Annotated in this window: 17 protein-coding genes; 5 read left to right on the top strand and 12 right to left on the bottom strand. The window is 36.3% G+C overall.

Translation table 11 applies throughout. From position 1 onward, the window contains the following. Window positions 1-24: 24 nt before the first annotated feature. From ACG916_RS12500 to ACG916_RS12485, 4 genes are all read right to left on the bottom strand, one after another. Window positions 25-1,041: a cell division protein ZipA C-terminal FtsZ-binding domain-containing protein gene (locus ACG916_RS12500; protein ID WP_336954338.1), complete on the bottom strand. Its 1,017-nt coding sequence runs from the start codon at window positions 1,039-1,041 to the stop codon at window positions 25-27. A 1-nt stretch (window position 1,042) separates the two neighbouring features. Beyond that, window positions 1,043-4,495, bottom strand: a complete 3,453-nt coding sequence (gene smc, locus ACG916_RS12495) for a chromosome segregation protein SMC (protein ID WP_419328381.1) — start codon at window positions 4,493-4,495, stop codon at window positions 1,043-1,045. A 13-nt stretch (window positions 4,496-4,508) separates the two neighbouring features. After that, window positions 4,509-5,204, bottom strand: coding sequence for a GntR family transcriptional regulator (locus ACG916_RS12490; RefSeq protein WP_004724049.1), 696 nt, complete (start codon window positions 5,202-5,204; stop codon window positions 4,509-4,511). 160 nt (window positions 5,205-5,364) lie between these two features. After that, entirely contained in the window at window positions 5,365-6,168 is an 804-nt protein-coding gene (locus ACG916_RS12485) for a sulfite exporter TauE/SafE family protein (RefSeq protein ID WP_336954335.1), read from the bottom strand. A gap of 30 nt (window positions 6,169-6,198) precedes the next feature. On the opposite strand from ACG916_RS12485, the gene ACG916_RS12480 reads away from it, so the two are divergent. The 3 genes from ACG916_RS12480 (at window position 6,199) to ACG916_RS12470 (ending at window position 9,054) form a co-directional block, all read left to right on the top strand. Further along, window positions 6,199-6,954: a biotin--[acetyl-CoA-carboxylase] ligase gene (locus tag ACG916_RS12480; RefSeq protein ID WP_419328379.1), complete on the top strand. Its 756-nt coding sequence runs from the start codon at window positions 6,199-6,201 to the stop codon at window positions 6,952-6,954. 614 nt (window positions 6,955-7,568) lie between these two features. Continuing rightward, complete coding sequence (locus ACG916_RS12475) at window positions 7,569-8,300, top strand: type III pantothenate kinase (RefSeq protein ID WP_004724053.1); 732 nt, start codon at window positions 7,569-7,571, stop codon at window positions 8,298-8,300. 82 nt (window positions 8,301-8,382) lie between these two features. After that, a complete protein-coding gene (locus ACG916_RS12470) occupies window positions 8,383-9,054 on the top strand; it encodes a toxin-antitoxin system YwqK family antitoxin (protein ID WP_419328378.1) in 672 nt (223 codons plus the stop codon). A gap of 23 nt (window positions 9,055-9,077) precedes the next feature. On the opposite strand, the gene ACG916_RS12465 is transcribed toward ACG916_RS12470, so the two are convergent. Both ACG916_RS12465 and ffh read right to left on the bottom strand, forming a co-directional pair. Beyond that, complete coding sequence (locus ACG916_RS12465; protein ID WP_419328377.1) at window positions 9,078-9,671, bottom strand: RBBP9/YdeN family alpha/beta hydrolase; 594 nt, start codon at window positions 9,669-9,671, stop codon at window positions 9,078-9,080. Between the two features lie 136 nt (window positions 9,672-9,807). After that, a complete protein-coding gene (gene ffh / locus ACG916_RS12460) occupies window positions 9,808-11,214 on the bottom strand; it encodes a signal recognition particle protein (protein WP_004817818.1) in 1,407 nt (468 codons plus the stop codon). 144 nt (window positions 11,215-11,358) lie between these two features. Between ffh and ACG916_RS12455 the strand changes: the two genes are divergently transcribed. Together ACG916_RS12455 and ACG916_RS12450 are read left to right on the top strand one after the other, a co-directional pair. Next, window positions 11,359-12,168: a cytochrome C assembly family protein gene (locus ACG916_RS12455; RefSeq protein WP_336954330.1), complete on the top strand. Its 810-nt coding sequence runs from the start codon at window positions 11,359-11,361 to the stop codon at window positions 12,166-12,168. A 612-nt stretch (window positions 12,169-12,780) separates the two neighbouring features. Beyond that, complete coding sequence (locus ACG916_RS12450) at window positions 12,781-13,716, top strand: tRNA dihydrouridine synthase (RefSeq protein WP_419328376.1); 936 nt, start codon at window positions 12,781-12,783, stop codon at window positions 13,714-13,716. Here ACG916_RS12450 and ACG916_RS12445 read toward each other — a convergent pair. The 6 genes from ACG916_RS12445 to ACG916_RS12420 form a co-directional block, all read right to left on the bottom strand. Beyond that, window positions 13,713-14,072 carry an SseB family protein gene (locus tag ACG916_RS12445; RefSeq protein ID WP_004817824.1) on the bottom strand — a complete coding sequence of 120 codons (360 nt, stop codon included), beginning with the start codon at window positions 14,070-14,072 and terminating at the stop codon, window positions 13,713-13,715. The genes ACG916_RS12450 and ACG916_RS12445 overlap by 4 nt on opposite strands. Before the next feature lie 190 nt (window positions 14,073-14,262). Then, window positions 14,263-14,538, bottom strand: coding sequence for a hypothetical protein (locus ACG916_RS12440; RefSeq protein WP_419328374.1), 276 nt, complete (start codon window positions 14,536-14,538; stop codon window positions 14,263-14,265). A 326-nt stretch (window positions 14,539-14,864) separates the two neighbouring features. Then, window positions 14,865-15,590, bottom strand: coding sequence for a hypothetical protein (locus ACG916_RS12435; RefSeq protein ID WP_419328373.1), 726 nt, complete (start codon window positions 15,588-15,590; stop codon window positions 14,865-14,867). After that, entirely contained in the window at window positions 15,568-16,275 is a 708-nt protein-coding gene (locus tag ACG916_RS12430; RefSeq protein WP_419330582.1) for a hypothetical protein, read from the bottom strand. Before ACG916_RS12430 ends, ACG916_RS12435 begins: the two co-directional genes overlap by 23 nt. 66 nt (window positions 16,276-16,341) lie before the next feature. Beyond that, window positions 16,342-17,019 (bottom strand): hypothetical protein, encoded by a 678-nt coding sequence (locus ACG916_RS12425; protein ID WP_419328371.1) that lies wholly within the window; start codon window positions 17,017-17,019, stop codon window positions 16,342-16,344. A 60-nt stretch (window positions 17,020-17,079) separates the two neighbouring features. After that, complete coding sequence (locus ACG916_RS12420; protein WP_419330583.1) at window positions 17,080-17,787, bottom strand: hypothetical protein; 708 nt, start codon at window positions 17,785-17,787, stop codon at window positions 17,080-17,082. Between the last annotated feature and the right edge of the window lie 64 nt (window positions 17,788-17,851).

Genomic DNA, 17,851 nt, shown 5'->3' with positions numbered 1-17,851 from the left:
TTATAAAGTAAATATGACGTTATGCTAAGCGTCATGCCCTGAACGATAATCGATCGCTTTATGGCGCCAATGCTCTTTCAGTTGTGGGGTAAATTCAAGATTGTTCTCATCATAGACCGTACCGTCTATTTCACGAGCAATTAAGCCAGCAATACTGACCATGGTATCAAAGCCTTTTTGCACATCTGAATGAGGGAGTGCCAAGAAAAAAGCCAAACCTTGAACTTGTTCAGTCGATAAGGTTTCTAAATCAAAACCATCTGGACCGTTGTCGGTGACACGTAATACAGAAAACAGTAAATGGCTTTCTTCCTCTGGATTCTCATAACGATGGAAGCAAGAGAGTTCACCAAAACGTAAACCATATTTTAACAACATTTTTAAGGTTTTATCCCCGGACAATGCTTTACGTGGATTCGGATAAACATTCAGTGCAATAATGGTTTCAGCCGTAGACAATACGCTTTCATCATCATATTTTTGTTGCTCGTTTAAATGAACATCTAAAATACTGCTTTCCTCATCAAACTCTTTGATTTCAGCTGTTTCAACATTGGCATTAAACTGAAAAGCTTCCTCTTTGTCCTGACTGATTACGACTTTGGCAGAATCATTAGTTTGAGTCGTCGGTTCTGTTTGCACATTAAGTGCTTTTTCAGATTCTGTTGCGGATTCAGCACTTGCCACTGTATCCGTCTTTTCAGTTTGTTGTGTAATTGCTGCATGCTCAAGCTCAGTTGACTGAACAACATTCGACTCCGCTGCTGCATCCTCAATCTTTTGCTGTTTTTCATCTACAACTTCGACCGAGTCTAAAGCAGTTAAATTCGGTTCAACACGCACTTGCTCTTGAGACTCACGATCTGTTCGCAATTGATCTCGTACATGACGAGGAATCACGGGTTGCTTACAATCTTCATTGATATGCAATTCAGACTCTAAAGAAGGTGCGGCATCATTGGGCTTTCGTAGCACCATCCTTAAACCCACCAGAATGATGATTACTGCAACAACAATTCCAATAATTGTGGTGACTTCCATACTATGACTCCGCGGCTAAACCGTATTCTCTTGCCTCTTCCAAATTCACAGTGACGAGCTTTGATGTGCCTGGTTCAGGCATCGTCACACCCAGCAAATCGGTTGCCATCGTCATTGCAACTTTATTATGTGTAATGTAAATGAATTGGACTTGATCAGAAAGCTCTTTTACTAAATTACAAAAACGACCAACGTTAGCATCGTCTAAAGGCGCATCAACTTCATCCAAAACACAGAAAGGTGCAGGATTCAAACGGAAAATAGCAAATACCAAAGCCAATGCCGTTAATGCTTTTTCACCACCAGATAACAAAGCCAATGAACTATTTTTCTTACCCGGTGGGCGTGCCATCAGCTTTACGCCAGACTGCCAATCATCCTCAAGGCTTAAACTGGCTTCACCACCATTGAAGACTTTTGGAAATAGTACTTTTAATTCAGCATTAACCTGATCAAAAGTCCCCATAAATAATTTTTTGGTTTCTTGGTCAATGGTCTTCATGGCATCTTTCAATTGCCCAACAGTATTTTCCAAATCTTGCATTTGATGGGTTAGATCTTCAAAACGCTTAGAAACTTCTTCATATTCTTCTGAAGCTGCTAAATTGACCGCGCCTAATTTCTCAAACTGACGCTGTGCTTTCTCAAATTTTTCTTGATGTGCAGGTAAATCAATCAATACACCTTGCTTAACTTCAGCATTCATCTCTTTGAGTTGATCTGAATAATGCTGGAAATCTGATTTTGCCGCTTGCCAAGCTAAACGTCGCTCTTCCAGTTTTGTACGCAATTGCTCATCATTTTGCTGATGCAAATGGCGCATTTCTGTAAGTTGTTGCTGTTTAGATTGAATATTATTCAATTCAACTTGCCACTCACTCCAAGTTCTTTGCAGTTTTTCAGTTTGTTGTGCCTGCTCAGCATATTGCGATTCTAGACTTGGTAATTCCAATTGAATTGGATCTACAAACTTCTTGGCTTGCTCCATTTGCGCAATAATTTGTTGATATTGCGTTTTAGAGAAAGATAGGTCTTTGTCTAATAATTCAATTTGCTGTTTATTTTGTTCAGCTAGACGACGTGTGGTTTCGGAATCTTGTTGTTTAAGCTGTAATTGCTGTTGTTGTTCTTCAACGTGCTCATTGAGCTCGTCCAATTTGAATTGCAAGGTTTTAAACTCAGGAAGATTTTGTTCAAGCTTGAGGATGACCGAGTGCATATCGATTTCAAGATCATCTTTCTGCATTGCATCTTCTTCAAGTTGCTCATCTAGCTGTTGCAATTGACTATTGAGCTGAACTTTCTGCAACTCAAATGCTTGTGAAGCACTTTGCTGCTTAGCAATTTGCACATCAAACAGTTGTAGCTGTTTTTGCTGATGTTTTAGCGTATCTTGCTCTATTTGAATCTGTTTTTGCAGATCCTGCAATTGCTGATTTAAACTCGGCAATATAGTTTCAGCTTCAATCAACTGTGGTTGTAGCTGCGTAAGTTGTGTTTCAATTTCTTCAAGGCGAATACGATGACTGAGTGCACCCTGTGCAGCCTGACTCGACTCATCAAAGAACAAACCAATCACCCAATCTTGACCGACATGATAACCATCCAGCGTCAATATGCTTTGCCCTACTTTTAACTGTGCTTTTTCCGTTAAAGCTTGAGCAAGGTTTTCAATTACAGCAACTTGACTCCACAGTGAATACTGTGGAGATTCAATCCAATCTGCTAGACACGCCACTCCATTCATTTGAATTTTATCTTGCGAGCCTGATGCTTTAAGCTGGCGTGCCATACTTTCAGCAAAATCAGCATTTTGATCAACAATATGGGCTGACAACCATTTGGCTAAAAATTTTTCAACCAGCTGTGCATGTGCTTTGCCATGTTCATTCAGCGTTAATACCTGCATCAATTGCACAGTATCAGCCTTACTATTTACAGCACTCTTCGCCATTAATTGGGTGAGGTTTTTCTGTTCAGATTGCAACACTTGTACATCAGATTTTAAAGCTGAAATCTGAGCTTTTTGCTGATTAATGCGCTCGTGTAGCTGTTCAAACTGCTGCTTTGCTTGATTAATTTTTTGTTCTAATTCAACAATCGCAGCTTGTATTGCTAATTTTTCTTGCTCAAGTTGTTGAACATCTTCAGTTTTAAATTGACTTTGAACCTGAACTGCTTGGGTTTTTAAGGTGTCTTTCTGCTGCTCAATACGTGCAACATTTTTTGCAAGTTGTTCAATTTGCGCCTGCATTTGTGCTTTTTGCTGCTGTTGCTTTTCAACTTGAACTTTGACCTGTTCATATTGTTGTTGTGCTTGCAATTGCTGCGCTTTTAAATCGGTAAATGCTTGGCTACGTTGTTGTGTATCAGCCTCAGCATGTTGTAAATGTTCAGTCTGCTGCTCCAATTGACTGTGCAAGGTTTCCAATTGCAATTCCATCAACTGAATTTTTTCTTTGGTTTGAGCTTTTTGCTGTTCAAAACTTCCCAAAGCTTCTGAGTTTTGTTGAAATAAACTTTGTTTCTGTTCCAAAGTCATTTTCAACTCAGAGAGTTTTTTCTCAGCTTGTTGCCACTCATTTTGCAAAGGCGTGGACTGTTGAATCAGACGTTGGAACAACTCATTGGTTGAAGTCAGATCATGTTCCAAGGTACTCATATCAGAGCGCACCAATTTAAAGTGCTCCCCCAATTCGTTCATTTCAACCGTATATTGTTCTTGTAAACGGGAACTACGATCACACTGAAAAGATAGAATTTCTATCTTTAATGTACGAATTTCAGTTTCTAAAGTCTTATATTGAACCGCAGTTTCAGACTGACGTTTTAAGGTTTTAAGCTGTGATTTGAGTTCTGAAGCAATATCTTCGAGACGGTCTAAGTTCTGCGTGGTATGTTCTAAGTGTTGTAGTGTTTCACGACGACGAGCCTGATAACGAGAAACCCCAGCAGCCTCTTCAAGAAAAATACGCATTTCTTCAGGTTTGGCATCAACCAAACGGTTAATCATTCCCTGTTCGATGATTGCGTAGGAACGAGGACCTAAGCCTGTACCCAAGAAAATGTCGGTAATATCACGACGTCGGCACTTCGTCCCATTGAGAAAGTATTCAGATTTTCCATCACGATTCACTTGACGGCGAACAGCAAGTTCAGTATACGCGTTATAGGCTCCACCTAATTTGCCATAGGTGTTTTCAAAGCGCAGTTCTACACTTGCCATACCTACAGGTTTACGTTTTGCCGTTCCTGTAAAAATAACATCCTGCATACTGCCACCACGGAGCTGGCGTGCACTGGATTCCCCCATCACCCAACGGATAGCATCAATCACATTGGATTTACCACAACCATTAGGACCAACCACCGCTGTACGGTTATCTTTGAATTGTAGTGTTGTACTATCGGCAAAAGATTTGAAGCCTGAAAGTTTTAAGCTGCTTAAACGCATAATGTCCTAGTAATTACCGACGCGATCTCCGCGCCCAAGCGAGTTCGATTTGTTTCATCCGTGTCAGAGATTCCAACACCAGATTACGTAAGTGTCGACAAAAATCTTCCATAAATAAAGTAGCTTGTTGTGATTTTCGGATTAAAATTGCGTCAATCACCAACTTAAGCAATTCTAAAGCTTCTTGAAGCTCGCGTCTTGAAGTATTTAAGGTTAAAAAATAACTTCTTCGGAGTGAGGGTAACAACTCTTTATAAAATTTCATCAGGTAGGGATTCCCCACCATGTCTTGTTGCCCCGATAAAAATTGAAAAATACCATCATAAAACTTTTCAGTATTGCCTTGCTTCACTTGCTCAACCAAATGATTCATCATCTGCTGGATCGCTTCAGCCTCATGATTACGCCATGTTTCACTCATACGTTGCACGATTTGACCTAATAACAGTGCACTGGTATCAAATAATGCGCGTACTTGTTGAGCTGACATTTCTGAGACAATAGCACCACGGCGAGGATAAATTTCAATCAAGTGGGTTCTTTCTAAAAGCAAAAGGGCTTCTCGTACTGAGCCACGACTGACATCCAGTTCTTTGGCAATACGTAGTTCTTGTATTCTTTCTCCTTCAACCAACTCGCCACTAATAATTTGTTCACTAATATGTTTGGCAATTTGTTCTGAAAGGCTATCCACTTCTTCCGAATGCATATAATTCCTATCTTGGGTTTATTATTCTTTCTCAGACAATGTCAATTGTCATTATTTTAGTTTTACCTGATTTAATTCAATTGAAACCATGACATTGTCCGACAATTTTAATGCATTTTAAGTCAATTTAGTGTTTAGAAAAAGTACCTTTGATCGGAATCTACTTAGTAATTCCTTGATAAATAAAATAAAGACCAACAACTGTAAGTAAACATGCAAAACATTTTTTCAACATGGCTGGAGAAAGCGCATGCGCAACCTTTGCGCCGAATTTGGCGGTGATAAAACTCATCACACTGATCCCAATAAAGGCATAGATATGGACATAACCAATTGAATTTTTAATTTCAATTGGTTCTTGCGCGCCGAAGAACATGAAGCCTAATGCCCCTGCGATTGCAATCGGTAACCCACAAGCTGCTGATGTTGCAACGGCTTTTTGCATCACCACACCATTTTTGTTGAGATATGGAACAGTTAAACTTCCGCCACCAATACCAAAAATTGCCGATGCGACCCCGATTCCCCCACCAGCCAGCATTTGCATAGGTGCAGTCGGCAATTGTTTAGATTCATCGACTTTGACATTGGCCCCTTTAAACATTTTAAATGCCACCCAAATTGCAAATGCCCCAATAATCAATTGTAAATGCTGACCTGATAAAATATCTGCAATGCCAGCACCAATAAATGAGCCAATCACCAAACCTGGAGCTAAGTTTTTAAAAACACTCCAAAGTACTGCACCTTTTTTATGATGCGCTGTTACAGAACTAATTGAAGTTACAATAATAGTTGCAAGTGAAGTTCCCAATGCCATGTGCATAATGACCGAAGGATCATAGCCCATTTTGGTAAAGACCACATAGAGAATTGGTACAATAATTAAGCCACCGCCAACACCAAATAGCCCAGCAGCAAATCCTGCGATTGCACCAATACCTAAATATATGATTAACTCCATAAATGTTCCTTCACTCTTCTCAGATTCAACATGGATTTAGAGACTCGTCATCTTAGACAACTTCTTACACAAGCAAATGAGCTCCCTGAAGTGCTGCTTTTAAAGCAGACTACAGCATCGACCAATGATGATGTGCGTGAAATTGCGCTCAGCGGCGTCAAGACAGTTTTGGTCTGTAGTGAAACTCAGACTCAAGGACGAGGTCAGCACCAACGGGAATGGGTTTCGCCAATTGGTAATATTTATTTAAGCACATTGCTTGAAACACGAACACCCTTAGATGGGCGTTTAGCATTGGAAATTGCTTTAAATATCTTACAAATGCCAACACTTAAGAATTTACCAGAATTACAAATTAAATGGCCCAATGACCTATATAGCCCTCAAGGAAAATGGGGCGGAATTTTGGTTGAGCCCATTTCACCACATCAAGCCATTGTTGGAATCGGGATCAACTTATTTCCGATCCCTAAAGAAAATGTGACTCAACAAGCTACCTCGCTAATGCAATTAGGCCTACAATTTCCAAATCGAATCCAAATCATTGCAGAAATGTATTTGGCAATTCAACAAGCTGGACAATGGTTTGATCATGGTTGCTATAACCTCTCAGCACGATTTAATCACTATGCTGCCTTTATGGATCAGCAGGTTTATTTTGAACAAATTCAAAATTCAATTGAAGGTATTTTCAAAGGGATTTCTGATGATGGTGCACTGAATTTATTGACGGCTCAAGGTTTAGTCAATGTCTATCAGGGGCGTTTATGCTTAGCTGAAGCATAAATAACGAGGTGATCTGTTTTCTAAAATGAGATGGATTGATCAGATGTATCGTGAAAAAGTGATCGGCAATTAGGGGCTGTTGACATTTCATAAATGGCTTGCGTTGTAGGTTAAAATTGAGCAGGCAAGGCATGAAACGGAGAGAATAGCGAGACTATTTTCGAGTTTCATAACGAAGGCTGAGATAATTTTAGCCACAACCCTGAGCAAGAACAAAGCACTGCTTTGTTTGCAGCGCAAGGCGCAGCGGGGGACTAGCGTGTTTTTTGCCGCTACGTTGTTACGAACTACTGATTTAGAATAACTAAATTTCGTATTTCGCGCCTAGTATCGCCTAAAAAACACACGTAGTCGCAAACATAGACGAATTATCAACAGACCCTATTTAAAACAGGGCTTTTTTCGCTATACATTTCGCTATATATTGCGCAGTAATCGTATTGATCCAAAGATCATAGCAAACAGTTACTAACAGTACGGAACAACGTTCAGCAAAATGAACCGCAGGTTATTTGCCCTATTTGATTGATCAGATTGAGAGGCTCTCTAAGTCGTTCAATATTTTCAAATAAAATAATTATGCAGATTGTGTTCAGTTTCAATTAGGCAAAATCATGAAAGCACTTTGGTTAGATATTGGAAATACCCGTCTAAAATATTGGATTACTGAAAATAATCAAATTATCCAACAGGCAGCAGAATTACATCTCCAATCCCCTGCGGATCTGCTACTGGGTTTAATTCAACATTTTCGTGGTTTAGGCTTAGACAAAATTGGAATCTCCTCAGTCCAAGATAAAAAGAACAACGAACGCATTGTCCAGATTTTAAAATTACTCGATATTCCGGTGACTTTTGCCAAAGTGCATGCTGAATATGCAGGATTGCGTTGTGGCTATGACCATATAGAACAACTTGGAATCGATCGTTGGTTACAAGTTTTGGCCGTGGCGAAAGCTGATGATGACTTGTGTGTGATTAGCTGTGGTACAGCTTTAACAATTGATTTAACCCAAGGCTTACAACATTTAGGCGGTTATATTCTGCCTAACCTCTACTTACAACGTGATTCTTTAATTCAAAAAACCAAAGGTATTAAAATTCCAGATGCGGCTTTTTCAGAGCTAAGTCCAGGTCGAAATACCATAGATGCAGTACATCATGGCATTTTCTTGGGTCTGTTAAGCACCATTGAAAAAGTGCTTGAGCAACAACCACGCAAGCTTATTTTAACAGGCGGTGATGCCAATCTATTTGCACAATTTCTTGAGAAATATCAACCAAGAATTGAATCAGATTTATTACTTAAAGGCTTACAGTTCTATATAGATCGACAAACCGCTTAAACCCAAATACAATTTAATGGAAGATCAGCAATCTTCCATTTTTAATAAATACAACCATAAACACGATAAAAGAGCCATCATTATGAAAACGATACCCTTACTGCTTAGTGCCTGTTTAATGAGCTTCACAATGGTGGGGTGTACCAGTTTACAAACTACGCACTCATCTTCAACAACCATGGCAACAACTGAACCCGTTATTGCTTACTTTGCTCCAGATGCAGGTGAAGAAGCCTGTGACTGCGGTTTAATCATGGATCAGGGTTATTCACTCACACCCGTAGAAAATGGATATTTCAGAAAATTATTAGGTCGTGATAAAGATGGCCGTTTCTTAGTTCAGGACTTCTATCAAAATAGTCGTAAAAAACAATCTGATCCCTTTTGGATTAAAGCCCCTCAAGGCTTAAATAGCTTTGATAGTAAATATGTCGATGGTGAAGTTGTGGGCTATTTTGAAAATGGAAAAGTCAGCTTTAAATCGACCAGCCAAAACCAGAGATTAGTTGGAAAAACTGAAACGTACTATTCAAATGGTCAACTTGGGCTACAGGAAGAACATCTTGATGCTCAGCCCATCGTTCAAAAGGTATGGTATGAAGATGGCAAACCTGCAGCAGAACTAAAATTAAGCCCAAGTGAAGATTATTCGATTCTAGACAGTAAAGTTTGGGATCAACAAGGCAATTTGATTCAAGATGAGCAACGCGCTCAGGAGATTCTTGACGAGCTTTATCAAAAACTAAATCAATAAAACAAAAGAAAATCGAGATAAATCTAGTATATGACTTGAGTGCGAGATTGAGATTCAGGTTGTAATAAAACCGCTAACTTTTCCCAAAGTACGTTTAAGCGAGTATATCCCTCAGCTGCCATAAAATGCCCAGCATCTTTCACTTCAATCATTTGTGAATTCAGAGAATAACCCTGTTGAATACTGATCGGTGCTGGAACAAAAGGATCATTGTTGGAGAAAAAGACAAAACGATTGAGAATATTCATTCTTAACAATGCATCGTCAACCTCGGCTTGTTGTAAAAATGAATTAAGTTCAGGTACAACGGATAAATTTTTACTAAATCCTGCTACTAAAAACAAAGCACCTAATTTTCGGCCCAATATTTCACTTGAAAGGAAATCCAGAGTGGCAATACCACCTAAGCCATGTGCCACAATGATGGTATCTTCATTGAGTGACTTAATTTGCTGAGTAATATTATGCTTCCACACCTCATAGCGAGGTTGTTCTGCATGTTCTAGATGAATAATTTCACATGTATGCCCTATAGCCAATACTTGCTGCTTCAACCAAGGATACCAATGCTGTTCAGGGGAGTCTTTATAACTGTGTACGATAAATACTTTTTTCATAAATAGACTACTTATCAATTATTGTTTAAATCATATTCAAATAATGTGCTTAGAATATCTAAACAACCAATAAAAGTATGTTATTTTTATTTAACAAAAAAGCGCCCGAAGGCGCTTTTTATAAAATAAATGAGGCTTATTTTTTATCGTTATTACCAAACAATGGTCCCATACCGCCACCACCGCCAAACTGTTTTTGCATCCCGCCCAATGAGCGCATCATTTTTGCCATACCCGATGGATTGGCAAATTTCTTCATCATTTTCGCCATTTGCGCATGTTGTTTGATCAGTTTATTGACTTCAACCACATCCATACCACAGCCTGCTGCAATACGCTTTTTACGGCTCGGATTCATTAAGTCTGGGTTACGACGTTCTTTAATGGTCATCGATTGAATAATCGCTTCCATCTTTTTCACTTGCTTTTCAGGATTTGCTTGTGCAATCGCATCTTGAATGCCTGAATTGCTCATACCAGGCAACTTATCCAAGAAGCCCATCATACCGCCCATTTTGTTCATCTGTTCAAATTGCATCAGCATGTCTTCAAAGTTGAAGCTCCCGCCCTTTTGCAATTTTTTCGCCATTTTTTCGGCTTTTTCTTTGTCGATTTTACGTTCAACTTCTTCGACTAAAGAAAGTACGTCACCCATACCTAAGATACGTTGTGCAACACGCTCAGGATGGAATGGCTCTAAGGCATCGAGTTTTTCACCCATACCTAAGAATTTAATTGGCTTACCGGTAATCGCACGTACCGAAAGCGCCGCACCACCACGTGCATCACCATCAGTTTTGGTGAGGATAACACCCGTTAATGGTAATGCATCATTGAAAGCTTTAGCGGTATTTGCTGCATCCTGACCTGTCATTGCATCAACGACAAATAGGGTTTCTGTTGGGCCAATTGCAGCGTGTAATGCTTTAATTTCGTCCATCATGTCATCATCGACATGCAAACGACCTGCCGTATCGACAATCAAAACATCGTTAAAGTTAATTTTGGCTTGACCAATTGCACGTTGTGCAATTTTAATCGGATCTTCAGAAGCGTCCGATTCAATAAAATCAACACCCACTTCAGCAGCAACTGTTTGCAGTTGCTTGATCGCAGCAGGACGGTAAACATCGGCAGAAACCATCGCCACTTTTTTCTTTTGACGTTCTTTTAAGAAACGTCCAAGTTTTGCAGCTGTCGTGGTTTTACCAGCACCTTGTAAACCTGCGAGAAGAATCACAACAGGAGGTTTTGCAGCTAAGTCTAGGCTTTCGTTTGCCTCACCCATCATTTTGGTGAGTTCGTCATACACAATTTTAACGAAAGCTTGACCTGGTGAAAGCTGAGTCATGACTTCTTGACCCAATGCTTCTTCCTTAACTTTCGCAATAAACTCACGAGTTACAGGCAAAGCAACATCGGCTTCAAGAAGTGCCATACGCACTTCACGTAAGGTATCTTTAATATTATCTTCGGTTAGCTGCCCAGAGCCAGTAACATTTCTGAGACTCTGCGTGAGTCGTTCTGTTAAGGTATCAAACATTGCAAAATCCGCTTAAAATAGCTAGTAGCAAAAAAATCTTTCTTAAAATAGAAAATTTATGCTCAAGATGCTATAGGATACTGTAGTTCACATGGAATTTATATCTTATAACATGAATATTCATCATCCTGAAAAAGGTTTGACATGATTAGCCTACCCTTGGTTTATACGATTTTAGCATTAATTGCCTATACCTCTTCATTTTGGTATTTGTTCATGCACTTAATGGCTAAACGTTCCGCAAACCCTTGGTTTATTGGCATCATGTCAGGTTTAGGGCTGATATTACATGCAAGTGTACTGCATAACGACATACTTACACCACTAGGGATTAATTACGACGTCTTTAACTTGATGTCTTTTACCTCTGCGTTAATGTTGGTTCTAAGTATGCTTTATAGTACCTATCGTCCTGTTATTTCACTAAATTTGATTGGCATTCCGGTTGCAGCCTTTGGTCTGATTTTAGGATTTTGTTTTAGTAAACCAGATCAATTTATTGAACAGCATTCTATCGGTTTAGACATCCATATCATTCTGTCTTTATCTGCTTATGCCGTTTTACTCATGGCAACCATACAAGCCGTTTTGATTTGGTTTCAAAACCGCGAACTCAAAAAGAAACAAAAAAAACGTATTTGGGTCAACTTCTTACCATCATATCAAGCCATGGAATCCTTACTTTTTGATATGCTCATTACTGGTTTTGTTTTATTAACTGTCGCTTTATCTTTTGGTTTCTTTACCATTGATGACTTCTTTGCACAGCACCTAGCACATAAGACTGTGTTTAGTATTGTGTCTTGGTTTGTTTACGGTGCGTTGTTAATTGGTCACTATAAGTTTGGCTGGCGTGGTCAGAAAGCCATTCGCTTTACCATGATTGGATTCTTTTTATTGGCAGTTGGCTTTATTGGTTCTAAATTTGTTTTGGAAATGATTTTGCATCGTTGATAAACGCAGCACTGAACAAAAATGGGCAGTATTTTGTATTCTTACTATAAGTATATTAATACAGAAGCAGAAGAAATTGTTTTATATGAGTTAGATCTGGAATATTACTGCCTTAGATCAATTCTGGTGACAGCTTAACTCAGCATCCAATACAAATTTAAACATAGAACAAGCACATTTTCTCTTAGCTGAAAGAAGTTTTTCTGACGTTTTAGACGAAATTATTCCCATTGAAAATGTTAAGTTTTTAAATTTTTGGAATCAATCGATCTCTAAATATTTAAGTGATTGGATGAATTAACGAACAAATTTTACATTGGGCAAAACATTGAAACCGAGATCTTGTGTTTCTACCCTCAAAGGGTGATCGTTAAATAAGGCAAAGGATTTCATAGTTTAGCCAATGAGAAGGATTGTGAATCACATTTAGGTTCTAAAAACATGTATACACAGCAAAAAACTCGACTTTACATAGAGGTTTCGATAATGAAAATTTATGGATCAACTTTTCAATAACACTCCATTTAGCACTGATCTAGAATATATTTGCATCAGTAGACATCTCCTACAAAAATGCGTATAACGCTGTTTTCATCTCATCAGGTAACAATCGTGAAACTTATACTCGCCCCAATGGAAGGCTTAACCGACCCTATCATGCGTGACGTTCTCACACATGTCGGTAGCTTTGACTGGTGCGTGACTGAGTTTATCCGTGTAACGGATTCGGTCTTACCTGACCATGTTTACCATAGCTATTGTCCAGAACTAAACAATCAAGGCAAAACAGCTGCTGGCACACCAGTACATGTTCAGTTTTTAGGAAATAATCCTGTAATGCTCGCAGCCAATGCGGTACGCGCTGCTGAATTAGGTGCTCCTGCAATCGATATGAATTTTGGTTGTCCTGCTAAAACAGTAAACCGTCATAGAGGTGGTTCAGTACTTCTCGATGAGCCTGAGGTTGTACATGAGTTGGTCAAGGCTGTACGTGATGCAGTACCCAAACATATTCCTGTATCTGCAAAAATGCGTTTAGGTTATATGGACCGAAATTTTACCCTTGAAAATGCGCATGCCATTGAAGATGCTGGCGCAACTTGGGTCACTGTCCATGCTCGGACCAAAGCTGATGGGTACACCCCTCCAGCATTTTGGGATCAGCTACAGCCGATTCGTGAAGCACTCAAGATCAATGTGATTGCCAATGGTGAAATCTGGACCAATGCTGATGCGAAGCAATGCCAACTTGAATCAGGTTGCCAAGATTTGATGATTGGTCGTGGTGCTGTGACTACACCAGATCTCACACAATGTATTCGTAAAAATACAGATGAACCACTTATCACTTGGTCTGAACTATTAAATTTACAAATTCGTTTTTTAAATGGCCCATATAAAAAAGAGCTGAACATGGTCGGCCGTTATAAACAATGGATTGGGATGATGTCTAAGCATTACCCCGAAGCCAAAGCCTTATGGGATGAAATCAAACGGTTGAAAAAAATTGATGAAGTGCTGGAGAAATTGAATCCTGCACATTTTTAAATTGCTTCATCAATCTCTAAAATTGCTTTAATTTCTTCAGGTTGAAATTCTTTTGATAATTCAGAAGTTGGATTCAATACCAATGTTGCCCCTTGAGTCATTTCAAAAAACTGCCGTGTATTTAAAGTGATATATTCAGCATCGACTCCAATATCATTTTGAATGGTTTCTAGCTCTATGAAGAATGGTATTGCTTGATCACCTTCGGGTGTTTCTAGAATACGGAATTGAATTTTTTTATGCTGATCTTGTGTTCCCAAACAATAAATATCCGATGCTAAAAGCAGATCGATAAAATCAGGGATCAATTCGTAGTTTTCTTGGGTGTTGATAAAGAGTTGTTGTAAATTTTGCATGTTGTTGATTGTCTATTTTTGGTGCCATTAATATAGCTTATTCACGGTAGATATGGAATTGATCTGAGTGCTCAATTGGATATCCTTAAGCCTCGAATTTCAAATTTAATAAAACAATGATTTTTCATAATTTTCATCTTAAAAAATTTTAAAGTTCACACTCATTCTTTTATTTACTATATATATTAAATTAACCAGAATTATTAATTGGATCACAATTCACTTCTAAATTAAATCTTTTATAATTATAGTTATTAACCATTATTTCATCTTTATTCCTGTTAAATTTATAGAAATTATCATAATTACCATCAAATCCAATTAAGCTCAAAATAGATTTAACATTATTTTTATCTAGATCTGAAATTTTATTACAATCATCAAACCTATATTCAATCGTTTTAACACCAAAACCATTTTCCTCAGGACCAATAATTAAAATAGAACTTCCAATTTCAAAAATCAAAGGATTCGCATTGTCATTAAAATTTACTTTTTTGTAGTCATTTTCACTTATGATTTTTTATAAAATAAGCCATCAACCAAATTTTTAAATAAAACATTATCTATTCGTTTCCTATCTTGGTGTGCAACGCTATGGTATGGCGTAGACAAGCTTCTAGGCGTACAATCCGCATTAGCGCATGGGTCATTTACTCTGTTTTCACTTACCTCCATACTCTCAAAATGAATATCAGATTTATTCTTAGAAACATAAAATACAAGAGAAACAAAAAGTAGTACTAAAAATATTTTTTTCATTCCAACCTTTTTTCGTTATTGACTAATGTATTAATTACTAGCATTTACTTTTGGTACACCATTACTCTTATAAATATAAAAGGCAGTATAGTTATTCGTTTGATCAGTATTAAACTCAAACCAAAGACCTGAAACTTTAATTCTATTGGTGACTAAGAATTCTCCATACTTATGTACTCTATTCTCAATATCTGTTATGTGCTCATGCAATAGTTTTTCGTAAACATCCATTAAATCTTTTTCATTCAATCCTAAAATATTTGTAAAGATCATTGGAACTTCTGGATCCAAATTAATTTTCTTATATCTTCCAGTAACTTCATCATAATCATGACCTAAATAGATTACTATTTTACGTTGAGACTTAAGATTCTCTCCAGTTGAATATATTGTAGATGAGATTTCAGGTAGTTCGTCACCACGACCAAAAAAGAAGATCTTATTTATACCATATGAATTTGGTTCAATTTCATAACGTTTCTTACTCAAGGGAGCATTTTCCTTATGCTCAATGTATCCTGATTTTAAAATTTCATTTTTAATTCTATATAAATCAATAAAAATAGCTTCCAATTTAAGCTGATTCACAGGGGCATTTTTACTAAAGTCCACTTCTGGGGCGATTAGACGTTCACTATTATTTTTAAAAATATAATAGTTTGTATGATCTTCAATACTATTACTAAAACTATAGGACGTTACAAAAAAAAATATCAGAAATATGGCTTTAAGTTTAATAATATAATGATTTTTCATAATTTTTATCTGTCATTTTTGTATAGTATACAGTATAAGAAAAACTATTGACTTGACCTTTCCCTACAAACCATTCAGGTTCAGATTCCAAGATAATATGTACACCATTAAAATTCTTTTCAGTAATCATCTTTCTGTACTGATCCCCACCTTGACATCGCCCTTTAGTTAAAAAATTTTCTATGAAGTTATCAAGACTACTTTTATATAAAGCTGCTGAATTTATTAAAAAAATTTGATCATAAATTGATTGATAGATATTTTTATGGATATTTTCATCAAATGGAACGAAATTATCACTAGCATAATAATTTGTATTTGGACCTTGTCCTGTAGTTCGTACTTCTAATGTAGACATATGATGATAATTATCTTCAAAATTTTCATTGTGAACTATTCCATTATCAAAACCTTGAGTAGCAGATAATCGATCTATAACTTTTAACTTCAAATAATTTGAATTCATTCCCTTGTATTTGCTATATATTTTTTTAAAATTATAGTCCAAATACAAATCATGATTAACAACAAATAAATTAATATCTCTCGATATTTCCTTTACATCACTTTGAGTATCGCTTTTCTTAGTTTTGTTATTTATCTGGCATAGATGATCTAATGGCTCATTAGGAACACATGCAAATAGAAAAAAAGAGTATATAAAAATAGTTAAAATTTTCCTCATAACTCATTCAGCCTTATCAAAGGTATAAAATTTCTAGATAATTTTCAATACCATAGATATAGAAAACTAATATATTGATGTTTCATATTTTTTATCCGTTTTCTTTGTAAAATAAGCTGTAAAAAAAAGACTGGTTAATTTTTCATTTTTATTTCCTGATGCTTCTAAAATAATATGAATATCATTTACATTCCACTCTAGCACTTCTTCTTGTGACGAAGTGCTGCACTCGAGCCTTTTAATAAAAAGATTAATATTTTTATCTAAATCTTTATAATCTACTTTATTTCCATTGATCACATAAATTTGATCACCCAACATTTTAGCAATAGTATTGAAAATTTTATCATCGTAAGGTACATAATTCGTACTTTTAAAAAATATGTAATTTGTCTTAAAGTTTATATGTGTATCTAGATTAGACATATAATGCTTATTTTCTTCAACATTATTACCGACAGTACCATCTGCAAACCCTATTTCAGCAGGAAGTTTATCTAAAACCTTTAAAACCATGTAATTGCTATTTAATTTTTTATATCTGTTAATTATTTCTTTTTGATCATAATTTAAAAAAATTCTATTTTCATCTACAAAACTAGAAATATTTTTTCCAACTTTAATATCATAACTATTTCCAACATCTGAATTTTCACTATTTTTTAAACTATAATTATCCTTATTTGAGTCAAATGAGCAAGCTGATAGATTTATTAAAGCTATCACCAAAATGAAAGATTTCATAACACCACCATCTCTAATAACCTAATAAATAATTATACCTGATGTCTAAAATCATTAAGATTAATGTTTGAATATTGAAAAAAGTGATAATTCCAAATCTTTATACTCATTGTATTTTTTAGTTTTGCAATCGATATCTCTAATTTCGCCGCTAGCAACTTTAGCTGCAATAAATTTTTTATTAATTGTAGATACTTCATATACAACTTCATTCTCATCAAAAGAACCTGAATATATACCAGTTCGAGGATTAAATTTACCATCTTTAATATTGTTAATTAAATTACTTAAAACTTTGTCATAGATTAATTCAGAATCGGTATCACTTACTGCAGAAATCACATCTATAAGTGCACTTTTTATAAGTTTTCCTTTAAAAATTTGGGGATCAGATCTAACTTCAAAATTAATATATTTAACATAAGTGCCTGCTGAAATAATTAGAATTTTGCCTACTACATCGTAGTTATCATCAACAATATCGATATAACCTTGATTTTCATATACATCCATATTATTCAAGGAAGTGGATTTTTGAATTTTATCATAAAAATCAATAACATTTACTCCTAAGTTCTTTTCTATAGGACTCTCCATTGAACTTTCAAATGGTAAATATTTATTTATATCCAAACTAATATTAGGCTCAGGAGTAAGGCAAAATTTATTTATTACCTCATCATTTTTATCACCAGATGATATTACTTTTCCATCACAACCGATCGTAAATATTAAAAATAAGAATCCAATATATATTTTAATTTTCACCCATATCAACTTAAACACCTATATTTTAAAATAATTTCAACTAATTTACTGTATAAAACATATA

Source organism: Acinetobacter legionensis (genome assembly GCF_048552295.1).
In the GTDB taxonomy this organism is placed as follows: domain Bacteria; phylum Pseudomonadota; class Gammaproteobacteria; order Pseudomonadales; family Moraxellaceae; genus Acinetobacter.
The sequence above is the reverse complement of the archived record's forward strand: the minus strand, read 5'-3'. Positions and strand labels throughout refer to the sequence as shown.